This is a genomic window from Leuconostoc sp. UCMA20149 (assembly GCF_030400235.1).
In the GTDB taxonomy this organism is placed as follows: domain Bacteria; phylum Bacillota; class Bacilli; order Lactobacillales; family Lactobacillaceae; genus Leuconostoc; species Leuconostoc pseudomesenteroides.
Genome location: NZ_VJYC01000001.1, coordinates 208565 through 223063, shown reverse-complemented (window position 1 = coordinate 223063; position 14499 = coordinate 208565). Strand labels below are relative to the sequence as shown.

The window sequence follows — 14499 nt, the reverse complement described above, 5'->3', positions numbered from 1 at the left end:
ACCAAAAGAAATATACAAGTCTGAATTTTTATAAATACTGTCGCCAGCAGCCAATGTTGTATAAAATGAAAGCGCATTGCCTTGTGCATCTTGAGCAATCACACCATTCTTATCTAAGACTGGAAAATAACCCGTGGCATATATGCTGTCCACTTTTTGTGTGCCATTGAATGATACAAAGTCACCCAACACGTAAGTATCACCAGTAGTGCTATTGGTTACTGTCAAGTTATTATGGACATAGTCCAAAAAGGATTGTACCTGCTCAGCTGTTAGAGTTGTACTGCCATCGATACTCTTAAACTGAGCATACGCTTCTGCCAAATTAATTGTTCCAGTAAAAAAACTACGATTACTAGAATTATTTGACTGCATTGAGCCTGTACTAATTTCTGTTGAATATAAATTCACACCCTGAACTGATAGATTCTGCCATTGATCAAAACTATAAAATTGATCGATATCGACACCAACGTGCGCGCCAACATATTCATCAGCGATTGCTTGTGCATCTGTTTTGTCAGCAATATTTGAAGCAATCGTCTCATTTGCACCCGTCGCAACATATCCAGCGGACAAAGCATCATCAACGCTTTGCAACGTGTCAGTTTTTTTAAGTGTACCTATTGTTGATGTCGCTGCTGCTTCACTTGAATTATCATTGCTACCTGTACTCAAACTACTTGCACTGGTTGAGTTAACAGCACTCAAACTATTTGCATCATTTCCATCAGATTCGCTAATCGAAGTCACATTATCTGTACTACTTGTTAAATTATTCACAAGATAGGTACTAAAATCCCCATTTGTGCCTTCTGTCACTAATGATATGCTGCTATCACCAGTATTCGTTTGAACAGTGCTAGATTGGGTCGCATTATCGTCCGCACTAACGGTTGTTAAATCCGTCATCATAGCTGCGCCTGCCATAAATGCTAACGCCGCCATCAGCCACTGTTTCTTAGCTTTATACATTTTAAACTTGATTGTTCGTACCGGTGTAAAATTATTTGCTGACTTACTCATATTATATCCCACCATTTATTTCACTTACATTTTGTAACATGAAATATTATAACTTTACTTCACAAAAAAGTCAACATTTCTTCACATTTAGATTTTTAATCACTATTTTTGGTGTTTTATCCATATTTTCAGGTTTTTTTGTGAACAAAAAAACTAAAGTAGCTAGCCGAAAGCTAACTACTTTAGTCTTAAATGAGAATCACTATTTATTTGTCTAAGCGGGCACGGAATGCTTTTGTCGCTTCCTCATAGCCAGGCTTACCTAATAGTGCAAACATAGCTGTCTTATAGGCTTCGACACCCGGTTGATTGAATGGGTTAATGCCAAAAGTATAACCAGACGCCCCAACAGCCATTTCAAAGAAGTAAATCATGTAACCGAGTGAATAAGCATCTTGTGCTGGCAAGTGGACAGCCAAGTTAGGCACACCACCATCAACGTGAGCTAAAGTAACCCCTTGAGATGCTTTGGTGTTCACTTCATCGATCGTGATACCTTCCAAATATTGCAAACCATCATTGTTGCCTTCTTCATGTGGTAGGTCCAAATTAGATACAGGATTGTCTAACTTAACCACTGTCTCAAACAAATCACGGCGTCCTTCTTGAATGTATTGTCCAAGTGAGTGCAAGTCAGTTGAGAAGTTAGCTGAAGATGGGTAGATACCCTTTTGATTTTTACCTTCAGACTCACCCATCAATTGCTTCCACCACTCTGACAAATATTGCATTGAAGGTTCCCAGTTAATCAACAATTCTGTTGTATAGCCCTTATCATACAAAATACGACGAACGGCTGCATATTTATATGCCTCGTTCTTTTTTAAATCAGAATCAGTATATTCGTTTTGCGCATCACGAGCGCCGTCCATCAATTTTTGGATATCAGCGCCTGAAGCAGCAATTGGCAACAAGCCAACAGCTGTCAAAACAGAGAAGCGACCACCGACACCATCAGGAATTGTGAATGTTTCATAACCTGAAGCCGCTGCTTCATCGTGCAAAGCACCACGATTGGCATCTGTTGTGGCATAGATACGCTTCTTAGCAGCATCAGAACCATACTTTTTCTCTAACAATTGTTTAAACACACGGAAAGCGATTGATGGTTCCGTTGTTGTGCCAGACTTTGAGATAACGTTGACAGAAAAGTCTTGGTCACCAATGACACGAACTAAATCATTTAAGTAAGCTGCAGAAGTTGAGTTACCAGCAAAATAAATTTTAACACCTTGACGTTGGTCATCCGACAATTCATTATTAAACATTGGATTCAAGAAATCAACCGCCATCTTCGCGCCCAAATATGAACCACCAATACCAATGACAACCAAAATCTTTGAATCAGATTGAATTTGTTGCGCCGCCTTTTGAATACGTGCAAATTCTTCCTTGTCGTAATCAGTAGGTAGAGTCAACCAATCAGAATATTCTGCACCAGCGCCCGTACGATTGCGCAATTGTTGGTCAGCCATCGTAATTAATGGTTGCATTTCGTCCAATTCGTGTGGTGCAACAAAATTCTCAATGTTCTTTGTGTCAAATGTAATGTGTGCCATTTTTCGCTCCTATTATTAACATTATGAAATCGTTTTCACTATTATTTTATCACAACTTTGACGCTGCTGCCTCATCAACAATAATTGTAACATTTTCGTGATTTTGTAGAACAGAAGCAGGCACGGTTTCAGATACTGGGCCATTAACGGTCGCAGCAATTGCCTCTGCCTTACTGTCACCATAAGCTACTAACAGGATTTGTTTAGCTGACATAACTGACGCAATCCCCATTGAAATAGCTTGTGTTGGCACGTCAGATTCTTTTTCAAAGAAGCGTGCATTTGCATCGATTGTAGATTGCGTTAAATCAACAATATGCGTTGTTGAGTCAAAAGATGTTCCCGGCTCGTTAAAACCAATATGTCCATTGCGACCAATCCCTAGTAATTGTAAGTCGATAGGATTTTCCGCAATAATTTGATCGTATGCTTTAGCTGCTGCTTCATGATCGCCACTTTTGCCGTCAGGAACATAAGAATGTTTGAAAGGTTTTTGATTAAAGAGATGTTGATTCATAAAATAACGATAACTTTGGTCATTATCACCATCTAATCCCAAATATTCATCCAAGTTGACTGATGTCATATTTGAAAAATCTAAATCACTTGCTGTTAAACGATCATATAATGCAATTGGTGAAGAACCTGTTGCCAAGCCTAACACTTTTGCCCCGCCTTTAATCACATTCTGATAAATTTCAAATGCCTTTTGAGCACCTTCGTCAGCGTTTTTAACTTTGATAATATTCATGATGTGGTCTCCATTCTTAATTGGTCTATACCGCTTTGGTCTATACCAATATAATAGCATTATTTTAACGGAATAACAAGGTCACACTTTGAATAGTCACAAAAAAATCGATCTTTCGATCGATTGCTTTGTCTACCCCTAAAACAGATTGCGCCAAAGTCTCACAAACCAGTTGGCTTGCGTGCCTTTAACACCAGATTTTACAATTAATTGTTTGTCAGTTTTTGAAGTATAAGGTAAATATTGGGCGTCTAACGCAGGACTGATATACCCAATCGTTTGATTTTTATTTAGCTTGGCAAGCTTAGTATTCACACTCAAATTCGATAATTTAAGTTGCGTTTTTTTACTTGTCCAAAAAGTTTTGGTTTCCGCCAATTTAACTGGAACTTCAGTCTTCTTTAATGCTTTAAATTTTATATTTTGTATTGTTTGATTACTTGTAAATGTGTGCCCTTGCTTTTTGGCTAATACTTCATTGACCACATCCAAAGTAGCTTGATAACGCGTTTTTTCATCCATATAATCCCCGGCACCATTGACAACAGTGATAAACTCATGCCCATTCTGATCCTTAATAATACCTGTAAATGCTGCGCCAGATTCAGGTGTTGAGCCGGTTTTTAGCCCTTCAATTACCAGTTTGTTTGGATTAGACAGTTTTGGCATTGTTTGTGTCATCAATTGCCAATAGTCAGTTTTGTCTGTTACCACATAGGACGGCGTTAAATGATACGAAACAGTCAGTTTTTCAGATAATTTCCGCAATGTTGGGTCCAATGCCAAATCTGCTTTGGCAATCATTGCAAGTTGTTTCGCCGTCGCATGATTGGCAGCAGTCTTTGGAGCACTCTTAATTTGATTTTCAAAGGCATCACCGTTGACTTGACCAGCAGAATTGTACCACTGAGAACCGGTTAAATGTAGTGACTTTGCCCACATTTGTAAGGCTTGCTGAGTTGTTTTACCTTTAGGCGTCATAAACTCACCTAGTGCAAATGCAGCATCATTAGCAGAATTAGCAAACATAACGTCATATAATTCTTTGACAGATAATTTATCGCCAGCCTTCACGGCGATATGAGAAAACAGATGGCTGTCCTGATCAGATAAATCTGATTTACTTGTAATCGGTACTTTAGTTGTCCATTTAATTTTGCCAGACTTAATGCCTTGTAAGACACCATAAGCTGTCAACATTTTGGTCTGCGAAGCAATCGATACCTGTTTATCAGCATTTTTGACACCAAGTACTTGACCAGTTTTTGCGTCAATTACAACTGCTGAAGTGGCATTGACACTCAAATTGATTGGTTTATCAGTCACATGTTTGACATTCGTTGGCTTTGAAACATCTTTTTTAGTCGTTGATAGCCCAACAATTGCACCAATCAGTAAAATAACTACTCCGGCAATTATTAGCTTAGTTTGGTTTCTCTTCATAACTTACTCCCTTTTGTTTGAGCGGGAGACTAATGACAAAAGTTGTTAAATCATCATCTGATTCAGCAGACACAAGACCATGATGCTGTGTCACAATACCTTTAACAATCGCGAGGCCAAGCCCCGTTCCCCCTGTTTTACTATTACGAGAACTTTCTACGCGATAAAAGCGATCAAAAATATCATCTAGCGCATCCCCCGGAATTTTAGCGCCGTCGTTAATCACACGAATCTCAACATTCTCATCTCGTACTTGAGCTGTTAACTTAATAAACGTGGCGCCATCACCGTACTTAAAAGCATTCGTAATTAAATTCATCAACACACGCGCTAACTTATCAGAATCAGCTTCAATCACAATCATCTCTGGATTGGTTAATTGCGTCAACTTAATATTTTTTTCCTGTGCTTCAAGTTCGTAGCTCGCTAATAATTGACCAAACAAATCACTTAAACTTAATGATGTGAGATTCAAAGACGCATCTTGAGCCTGTGTCTTGGAAAATTCAAATAGATCCTCAACCAACACTTTCATTTGATTGGATTTATCATAAGCCGTATGAATATACTTTTTGCGGTTATCGTCGCTGAGATTTTCACCCATTTCTACCAATCCGAGGTAACCAATAATCGCTGTTAATGGCGTACGCAAATCATGTGAAATATTGGTAATCATTTCATCTTTAGAGCGTTCACTAGCGCGTTCTTCTTCTCGAATACGTCGCGTGTTAGTCGCAATCGTGTTAGAAACATCAATCAGCGCTTGCGTTTTGGGCGCATACGTAGCGTGCCAATCAATAGCCATATCCGCATTGTCGGCAGATATTTGTCGTAATTCCCTAATTAATCGCAACAAACTTTCATCTCGTCGCCACTTAACATACTGAACGATAATAATTGCAAAATTACCTAGTACAAATACAAAAAATTCCAGTACCTGCCAAGTATTACTGGAAAATCTATTAACTCGCTGCGCTAAAGCATCAAACCCTGTCATAGTTGTCCAACTATATAGGCAAAGCAACAGCAAAGTAACGATGATATAATAATTTTTTGTGCGATTATGTTTAAAAAATATCGCTATTTTTTTCATTGGTTCACTTCAATTTTATAACCAACACCCCAAACTGTTTGGATGACTTGGTCACCATTAGTTGCTTCTTCAATTTTGTCACGCAAATGAGAAACGTGCACCATAACTGTTTTTGCTGATACAACCGATTCTTGTTGCCAAACACGCTCAAAAATATCATCAGCTGAGAAAACACGATTAGGATGAGAAGCTAATAAGTACAAAATACCAAATTCTAATGCTGTTAAATTGACCAAATCACCGTCTGAAGTTTTGACTTCATGGCTATCTTTGTTGATAACAAGTGACCCAATGTCTAACACGTCGGGTGTTTGGTCTTGTACAGCATTTTCTGCACGACGCAAGAGTGACCTAACGCGCGCCATTACTTCCAGTGGATTGAATGGTTTAGTAACATAATCGTCAGCACCTGTGATCAATCCCTGAATTTTATCCATGTCACCTGACTTAGCTGACAACATCAAAATTGGAATACGACTATCCTTACGTACCGCTTTGACAACTTCTAGACCATTCATATTTGGCATCATCACGTCTAAAATCATCAAGGCGATGTCTGGGTTTGTGTTCAGCTTTGACATTGCTTCTTTGCCATCACCGGCCATAATTGGGTCATAGCCTTCATTTTTTAAATAAATTTCTAATAACTCTGCAATTTCGAGATCATCATCAACGACTAGAATTTTCATGGTTCAATTTCCTTTCAATTACTTTTGCGCAGCTTCTAAGCGCGCTTGTTGTGATAATTGACTAATGGCGAAGAAACCACCCTTTAAGCCAGCGCGTTGACGATTCCAACGGAAGGCAAGATAAGCAACGGCCGCCAAGACAATATAGACAATCGCAGGCAATGTTGGGTTAATAACAGCTGGCAACATACCCAAAACGACGAATCCTAAAATCCAAGCTACCATCGCAGCAATAAGGTAACCCCAGCGACGGCTACGAGAATTAGTTTGTTCAGGTGCTTTTGGGTTAGGTGTTAACTTCAAAACCACTGCTGTATAAATCGACCCACCCAGTCCGGCAATCAGCAACAAAGAAATAATTCCTGCGCCTTGATTACGATTGTTCTTTGAGAAAAACAGTGTCAAACCAAAGACTAAAGCAAATAACATAAATATGGCTAATGATGTATCAATCGCTAAGGTACTAAATTTGAAATCAAAAAGTTTTTTAGCTGTCTTTTTAGGATCAAGATACTGTTGAACAGCTTGTGTTGGTGTACCAAACAATTGCGTCGCAGTTTGTCCTTGCCCTTGTGTTGCCAAAAGTTTAGCTTCTACCTCTGATACAATGGCGTCTATTTTTTCACCATCTAATTTTGTATTTTGAGCCAATAGTTTTTTGAATTGGAACATAAAATCCTGATTTTTTTTCGTTAATTCACGATTTTCTGACATGCGTTGTTGCCTCCCTAGGTTATGTACGGTGCGAGTGCACCTTTATATTGATTAAACGTTAAATCGGAACTCGATAATATCGCCGTCTTGCACGACATATTCCTTACCTTCTGAGCGCAGTTTTCCGGCTTCTTTCACTGCTTTAACTGAGCCTAAAGCATCTAAGTCGTCAAAACTAATCGTTTCAGCGCGAATAAAGCCACGTTCAAAATCAGAATGAATGACACCAGCAGCTTGTGGCGCCTTGGCACCTGCTCTAAAAGTCCAAGCACGTGTTTCTTTACCACCAGCTGTGAAGAAAGTCCGCAAATCAAGCAAATGATAGGCTGCTCGAATCAACTTATTCAATCCAGGCTCATCAACCCCAGCCATCTCCAAAAATTCAGCACGTTCATCATCTGGTAGTTCGGCAATTTCTTCTTCTGCACTTGCTGACAAACCAATGACATCAGCACCTTCGCTATTAGCAAACGTTTTGATTTCATTAAAGTACTTTGAAGATTCAGGATCAGCCATATCCTCTTCAGCCAAATTAGCAACATACAAAACAGGTTTTGTAGTCAATAAGAACAAGCCTTTGACAATTTTTTGTTCATCATCGTTAAACGCAACTGTTCGAGCGGATTGTCCTGCTTCTAGTGCTGGCTTTAATTTTTCAAGGACTGCAAATTCAGCTTTAGCAGCCTTATCGCTGCCCTTAGCTGCGCGAGCTACCTTGGCATAACGCTTGTCAACCGTTTCAAGGTCGGCCAAAATCAGCTCAGTGTTAATTGTTTCAATGTCATCCAACGGATTAACAACACCATTAACATGAATAATTTCATCACCGTCAAAAGCGCGAACCACGTGCACAATGGCATTCACTTGACGAATGTTTTCTAGGAATTTATTCCCTAATCCCTCACCTTGTGAGGCGCCTTTAACAATACCAGCAATATCTGTGAATTCAAAAGTTGTTGGGATAACTTTATCAGCAGGTTCAATGGCTTGAATGCTTGCCAAACGCTCGTCTGGTACTTCTACCATACCAACGTTGGGCTCAATCGTCGCAAAAGGATAGTTGGCCATTTCTGCACCAGCTTTCGTAATTGCGTTAAATAATGTTGATTTGCCGACGTTTGGAAGGCCGACGATTCCAGCAGTAAGTGCCATGTTAATCTTCTTTCTGACTTGCTTCTTCAAGTATTTTTTTCAATCGTTTGTTAAAATCAAAACGTGACATCATAATCCCACGTCCACATTTTGTACAAGATAATTTAATATCTGCGCCAACACGCGTAATTTCCCAAGCATTGGCACCACAAGCATGTGGTTTTTTCATTTCAACAATGTCATGTAAATTGTATGTTAATGGTGTTGCCATTAATCTACCTCGATATTTAATAATGCTAAAATGCGACTCAAATCATCATTTGAAACATAGTTAATTTCAATTTTGCCATTCCCTTTGGTGGCTGTGTTGACTTTAACTTTTGTGCCAAATTTCTCTTCTAGTTGTGTGGCAACTGCCGCAATGAAGGGTGAAATTTGTGGCTTTTCAGAGGCAGCAGGCTCGTCACCAGCTTCATTGATTTGTTTAACTAATGCTTCGACTTGACGGACATTTAATCCACGCGCCATAATTGTGGCAACAACCTTGTCAATTTGTGATTTTTTCTTTAAACCCAACAAAGCTCTTGCCTGTCCCATTGATAATTCACCATCTTGTAACAATGTTTGGACATTTTCTGGTAACTTTAACAATCGCAATGCATTGGCCACAGTTGCTCTATCTTTACCAACTTTTTCAGCAAGTTGAGCTTGGCTAAGTGACAATCTTGTCATTAAAGCATCAAATGCTTGCGCTTCTTCAATGACATTCAAATCATCACGCTGTAAGTTTTCAATTAGTGCCACGGCTGCCATCGTGTCATCATCAACCTGACGCACAATAGCTGGTATAGTGGTTAATTTAGCTAATCGTGAAGCGCGTACACGTCGTTCACCAGCAATAATTTGATAGCTTTTACCGTCTTCACGAACGATAATCGGTGTTAAAACACCGCTATCTTGAACCGACGTTGCCAATTCCTGTAACTTCGTCTCGTCAAAATGACGGCGTGGTTGAAATGGATTAGGCTTTATAGCACTCAAGTTAAGCTGCACAACATTCTCGGTTGCAGTCGGCTCTTTTGTTGCAGATTTTGTATGTTCAACTGCTGATTTTGACACATTATTGGCGCCAAATAGTGAACTCATGCCTTTTCCAAGGCCACCTTTTTTATTTGCCATATTGCTTCAAGACCTCCTGTGCCAGATCATTGTAAACTTGAGCACCAACACTTCTTGGATCAAAATCAATGATTGCTTGTCCATAAGATGGCGCCTCGCTCAAACGAACTGTTCTTGGGATGATTGTCTCATAGACTTTGTCATCAAAGTAATTACGCACCTCTTGCGCAACCTGCTTAGCCAAATTCGTGCGTCCGTCATACATTGTCAATAAAATCCCGGCAACATCTAACTCTGGATTGAATTGCTGGCGAACCAGCTCAATTGTATTCAACAATTGGCCCAACCCTTCTAAGGCGTAAAATTCAGTTTGTACAGGAATGAGAATAGCATCTGCTGCCGTAAACGCATTGACAGTTAACAATCCTAAAGCTGGTGGATTATCAATCAAGATAAAGTCATAATCATTACGTACTTTTTCAAGTGCTGTTTTCAAGCGGTATTCACGTTTTTCTTGATTTGATAATTCGATTTCAGCGCCTGATAATTGAATGGTAGCGGGCACTAAATCATAATTATCCGTTGGAATAATAACATCATGCAACGGTGTTTGCTCAACGATAACGTCATAACTATCAACTGTTAAAGCTGATTTATCAACGCCAGATCCACTAGTCGCATTACCTTGCGCATCAATATCAACCAATAAGACACGCTGCCCAGCTTGTGCTAATGCTGCGCCTAAATTGATACTTGTAGTGGTCTTACCAACACCACCTTTTTGATTGGCTAATGCAATTATTTGTGCCATTTTAGGCGCCTCCTATTTTAGTTTAAGCAATTGGTTTTTTACTTGGCGTACCCGCTTGGCGCGGATACTTCTTAGGTGTTTTAGTCACTTTATCAACAATTTGTATAAATCGTGAATCACCATTAGGCAATTCAAACGCGTATTCATCACGTAATTTACCGCCTAGCGTTTGCAACGCCTTTTGCCCATCAGCCAACTCTTGTTGGGCTGCTGCACCTTTCATGACTAGAAATTCACCACCAATGTGGACAAATGGCAACGTATACTCGGCCAATACGCTTGTCCGTGCAACAGCACGCGCTGTTGCATAATCAAATTGCTCCCTGAACGTTGGGTTTTGTCCGATATCCTCAGCACGCCCATGAACAATAGTAACGTCGCTTAACTTAAGCTCGTCGACAACGGTTTGTAAAAACTTAACCCGTTTTTGCAAAGCGTCCACCAAGGTGATTTTAAGATTTGGAAAGGCAATTTTGAGTGGTATCGCTGGAAAGCCAGCGCCAGTACCAATATCAATTAAGCTATGCTCACCATCCTGCAAGTTTTTTTCATAAAATGCAACTGTCAGTGAATCATAAAAATGTTTGAGATAGACCTCTGATTTTTCAGTGATTGCCGTCAGATTAACACTGGCATTAGTTGTCACTAATAATTCATAATATTGTTCAAATTGCGCTAATTGCGCATCAGTTAATGTCATGCCGGCTTGTTTGAGTGCATTCATGAAGTCTTCGTTTGTCAATTGTGTTCTCCAATTTTAATTAGTTCAGCACACAAAAAGCGCCATTTTCAACTACTACTAGAATACCTAAAAATGGGCTATTTTTCAAGTTTTCCCGCGTTGATATTTGCATCATCGATTTGCGCAACCATCAACAAAAACCAAGCATTAAACGCTGGTCCATCAATATCAAGTGCCACATGAGTATTTGTCGTATCATGGGTACTTTGTAAAATGTCACCGACAGTCGCACCAATTGCCGGTCCGCTTGTCACCACGTCAATCCAAATGTCCCTCATTTGATATTTTTCGGGGTGCAATAAGTAATATAACGTATTAACGTCATGCATTGGCTTACCAGTTCCCGTGTGATCAGCGTAGTGGTCAAATAACGCTGACAGCATTCGTCCCGTTTCATTGATCTGTGCTAATGTTGCTAAAGAATCAGTTGTCAAAACGGCCTTTTCTGTTACATCAAGACCTAACATTGTAATAGACAAACCACTTTCAAACACAATTTTGGCAGCATCCGGATCAGTAAAAACATTAAATTCAGCAACTGATGTCAAATTACCGCCGGACAAACTGCCACCCATAATAACTAATCGTTCAATCTTCTGCAAGTCGTCTGGAAATCGCTGTATTAGCATCGCGATATTGGTAAATGCCCCAACCGCAACCAACGTAATCGGTTCATGTGATGCCTGTATGGTCTGATGCATGGCCACAACTGCTTCGTCGGCAATTGTTTGAGTGGATAATGCGCCAAAATCATAGCCAGGCATGCCGCTTTCACCATGAATTGCTGCTGCATCTTTAAATGGCTTGACGAGTGGCTTTTCTGCACCGCGAGCTACTTTAACATCTTGTCGATTGAAATAATGCGTTAATTTCAGCGCATTCAACGTTGTTTTATCGACGGAAACGTTCCCCGCAACCGTCGTCACCAATCGCACATCAAAAGCAGAATTTGTCAGTAATATACTGAGCGCCGCAGCATCGTCAATGCCCGGGTCAGTATCAAAAATAATCGGAATTGTCATGTTTTCCCCTTTAGTTATTATTGTTATTATTATACCAAAGCTTTCAACTTGACATTTTTGAAAGTCCGTTTTATTATGGTCTTAATCTAGGAAAGGGGGTCATAACTTTTGAGTAATTCTAATGGAAAACGCTCAATCGTTTTGGCCGCTTAATAGGAAAAGCGGTCGATTCGATTGCAGCAACCACGAAGCAAGTTTGATTTAGATTCTGCTTCGTGGTTTTTTATTGCCTTCGACGTGACATTCACCAAATAAAAAAGCACCCCGATTGAAGTGCTTTTACAGATAATTATTTACGTGCTGCGAGTTTGAAATCCAAAGGAACGCCGACAGCATGGTGATAGAATCCCGTAACATCAGGATTAACCAATTCTGGTTGTGCTTGATAATATAGCGGATTCAAAATGGCTTGCTGATTGATAATCTTTTCCAATCCCTTTTCGTCAGCCGCGCGTTTAGTATCATTTGTGGCATCAACACCCTTTGCTTTGTTCCATAATGCATCGTAATCAGCGTTTGAGTTGTGGTTGTAGTTATTAGCATTGCCAGTCGAAGCCAAATCTAAGAATGTCGTTGGTTCGGCATAATCAGCACCCCACTGTGTCAACATGATTTGGAAATTAGCATTCGAGCCATCTTGCAAACGTTGCTTGAATGGCACAAACTTTTCGGTCACTTTTAAGCCGGGCAAATTCTTACTCCATTGACCTTGCAAATAATTGACCACATCTTTCGCGTTGGCAACACGATCTGTATCGGCTTCAATTTCGAGGGTAATTGATTTTTCACCCAACTCTTTTAGTCCTTCTTGGAATAGTTGTTGCGCTTTTTCTTTATTGTACTTGTAGTCTTGTTTAGCATAAGTCGCAAAATCAGTCCCATTTACCGAGCTCAATCCTTTAGGTGTAAATGATGTGGCTGGTGTTGACGTACCTGACAATACTTGTGAATTTAACTCTGAACGGTTCGTCACTAAATTCAATGCTTGACGAATCTTCGTATTATTCAACGCCTTGACATTTCCGGACTGGTTATAAGCCAAAAATACAGTCGTTGCTTGCGGCGTGATGCGATATCCCTTATTATTCTTATTTGCCTCTGATAATTGTGGCGTATTAACCAATGCAGAGTCCAGCTTACCTGTCTTATACATTTGCACAGCGACTTCAGCTTTTTGAATCACTTGCAAATCAATTTCAGGTGTCTTAACAGCTTTTGCATCCCAGTAATACTTATTCTTAACTAACTTAAACTTATTGTTTGTTCCGTTCCAACCCTTAAATACGTAAGGTCCATTGTAAAGCGTCTTGCTAGCGGTTGTCCCGTACTTTTTACCATATTTTTCAACAAAGCTTTGCTTTTGTGGGAAGAAAGTTGGGAACGTCAACAAACTTTTAAATTGCGGCATCGGCTTTTCCAGTGACACCGTTAAGGTATTACCATTGGCTTTAATACCCAAAGTACTTTTATCAGCCTTACCCGCTTGGATCGCGTCAGCATTTTTAATTCCGCTATACAAATAAGCGTATTCTGATGCCGTTTTTTGGTCATTGGCACGTTGCCAAGCATAAACGACGTCTTTTGCCGTTAACTTACTGCCATCAGACCATTTGAGCCCATTGCGCAAGGTAATCGTCCAAGTTTTGCCATCAGTCGACGATTTAATTGATTTGGCAAGAGCCAACTGCGGCTTCCCATTCTTGTCAGCGCGAAGTAAACCTTCACCAGCATTACCAACGACATCCATTGAATATTCATCAGTAATTGTTGCCGAATCCAACCCATTCAAAGGTGTCGGCAACGAAAAGTGTAGTGTTTTATCACTGCTAGTGCCAGAACCCCCCCCACAAGCCAGCTGCACGAGTGCCACCGGCAACAGCCACAACGACTACACCACCAATTGTTAGTTTTTGCCACGTTTTCATTAAAATATCCTCACTATATTCTACCGTATTTACTCATTTTACCACATCAAAGACTAATCGGCTGTATAAATGCAATAATTAGGCACTTTTTTTCACGGTTAGTCTAATGAATAAACATTGATGAAAGATATGTACCAATTTTCAGGAATATTATATATATTTTATGTAATAACATAGACAGAATGAAAATATTGTCTTATACTAAGGGCTAATAAGATAAACAAATCAATATATATAGCTATTTTAGCGAGGAAAAATTATGATTGGTATAGAATATATTTTAGAAACAGATTGGAAGCAATCCGCATATATTATTGCGACTGGCGATACGCAATTGGTCAATGTATCAGATCGTGTCCACCATTTATGGCGTGATTCATCTCATGCACGTGCACTACCACGTGACAATCGGATTAAAGAACAAGCACGTATTTTGTCTGATTTTCAAGAAAACGGTTGGGCATAATCTTAAGTCAAATCAATTAAAGGATTATTACTGTGTCAACAAGTAAC

General features: G+C 39.7%; 14 protein-coding genes and 2 pseudogenes. 2 read left to right on the top strand and 14 right to left on the bottom strand.

Going from position 1 to position 14499, the window contains the following annotated elements:
• Nucleotides 1-517: 517 nt before the first annotated feature.
• Nucleotides 518-790 (top strand): hypothetical protein, encoded by a 273-nt coding sequence (locus tag FF105_RS01355; protein ID WP_228934758.1) that lies wholly within the window; start codon nt 518-520, stop codon nt 788-790.
• Between the two features lie 101 nt (nt 791-891).
• On the opposite strand, the pseudogene FF105_RS11645 reads toward FF105_RS01355, so the two are convergent.
• The 14 genes and pseudogenes from FF105_RS11645 to FF105_RS01290 all read right to left on the bottom strand — a co-directional run.
• Nucleotides 892-1026 (bottom strand): annotated as a pseudogene (locus tag FF105_RS11645) (KxYKxGKxW signal peptide domain-containing protein); the annotation flags it as partial.
• A 206-nt stretch (nt 1027-1232) separates the two neighbouring features.
• A complete protein-coding gene (locus tag FF105_RS01350) occupies nt 1233-2585 on the bottom strand; it encodes a glucose-6-phosphate isomerase (RefSeq protein ID WP_010287377.1) in 1353 nt (450 codons plus the stop codon).
• 49 nt (nt 2586-2634) lie between these two features.
• Nucleotides 2635-3336, bottom strand: coding sequence for a glucosamine-6-phosphate deaminase (locus tag FF105_RS01345; protein WP_010287375.1), 702 nt, complete (start codon nt 3334-3336; stop codon nt 2635-2637).
• Between the two features lie 138 nt (nt 3337-3474).
• Nucleotides 3475-4779 (bottom strand): D-alanyl-D-alanine carboxypeptidase family protein, encoded by a 1305-nt coding sequence (locus FF105_RS01340; protein WP_010287374.1) that lies wholly within the window; start codon nt 4777-4779, stop codon nt 3475-3477.
• Complete coding sequence (locus tag FF105_RS01335; protein ID WP_031941171.1) at nt 4760-5872, bottom strand: sensor histidine kinase; 1113 nt, start codon at nt 5870-5872, stop codon at nt 4760-4762. Before FF105_RS01335 ends, FF105_RS01340 begins: the two co-directional genes overlap by 20 nt.
• Nucleotides 5869-6561, bottom strand: a complete 693-nt coding sequence (locus tag FF105_RS01330) for a response regulator transcription factor (protein WP_010287370.1) — start codon at nt 6559-6561, stop codon at nt 5869-5871. The genes FF105_RS01335 and FF105_RS01330 overlap by 4 nt, the downstream gene beginning before the upstream one ends.
• Nucleotides 6562-6579: 18 nt before the next feature.
• Nucleotides 6580-7275: a DUF1129 domain-containing protein gene (locus tag FF105_RS01325; protein ID WP_147651042.1), complete on the bottom strand. Its 696-nt coding sequence runs from the start codon at nt 7273-7275 to the stop codon at nt 6580-6582.
• Between the two features lie 51 nt (nt 7276-7326).
• On the bottom strand, nt 7327-8427 hold the full coding sequence (ychF, locus tag FF105_RS01320) for a redox-regulated ATPase YchF (protein ID WP_010287368.1): 1101 nt from the start codon (nt 8425-8427) through the stop codon (nt 7327-7329).
• A 1-nt stretch (nt 8428) separates the two neighbouring features.
• Nucleotides 8429-8638: a DUF951 domain-containing protein gene (locus tag FF105_RS01315; protein ID WP_010287367.1), complete on the bottom strand. Its 210-nt coding sequence runs from the start codon at nt 8636-8638 to the stop codon at nt 8429-8431.
• Nucleotides 8638-9546, bottom strand: coding sequence for a ParB/RepB/Spo0J family partition protein (locus tag FF105_RS01310; RefSeq protein WP_010287365.1), 909 nt, complete (start codon nt 9544-9546; stop codon nt 8638-8640). The genes FF105_RS01315 and FF105_RS01310 overlap by 1 nt, the downstream gene beginning before the upstream one ends.
• A complete protein-coding gene (locus FF105_RS01305) occupies nt 9536-10297 on the bottom strand; it encodes a ParA family protein (RefSeq protein ID WP_290046135.1) in 762 nt (253 codons plus the stop codon). The genes FF105_RS01310 and FF105_RS01305 overlap by 11 nt, the downstream gene beginning before the upstream one ends.
• Before the next feature lie 22 nt (nt 10298-10319).
• A complete protein-coding gene (rsmG, locus tag FF105_RS01300) occupies nt 10320-11039 on the bottom strand; it encodes a 16S rRNA (guanine(527)-N(7))-methyltransferase RsmG (RefSeq protein ID WP_010287360.1) in 720 nt (239 codons plus the stop codon).
• A 77-nt stretch (nt 11040-11116) separates the two neighbouring features.
• Nucleotides 11117-12061, bottom strand: coding sequence for a ribonucleoside hydrolase RihC (gene rihC / locus FF105_RS01295; protein WP_010287358.1), 945 nt, complete (start codon nt 12059-12061; stop codon nt 11117-11119).
• Nucleotides 12062-12350: 289 nt separating this feature from the next.
• Nucleotides 12351-13986 (bottom strand): annotated as a pseudogene (locus FF105_RS01290) (peptide ABC transporter substrate-binding protein).
• Nucleotides 13987-14245: 259 nt separating this feature from the next.
• Between FF105_RS01290 and FF105_RS01285 the strand changes: the two are divergent.
• Nucleotides 14246-14452, top strand: coding sequence for a hypothetical protein (locus FF105_RS01285; RefSeq protein WP_010287354.1), 207 nt, complete (start codon nt 14246-14248; stop codon nt 14450-14452).
• The last annotated feature ends 47 nt before the right edge of the window (nt 14453-14499 follow it).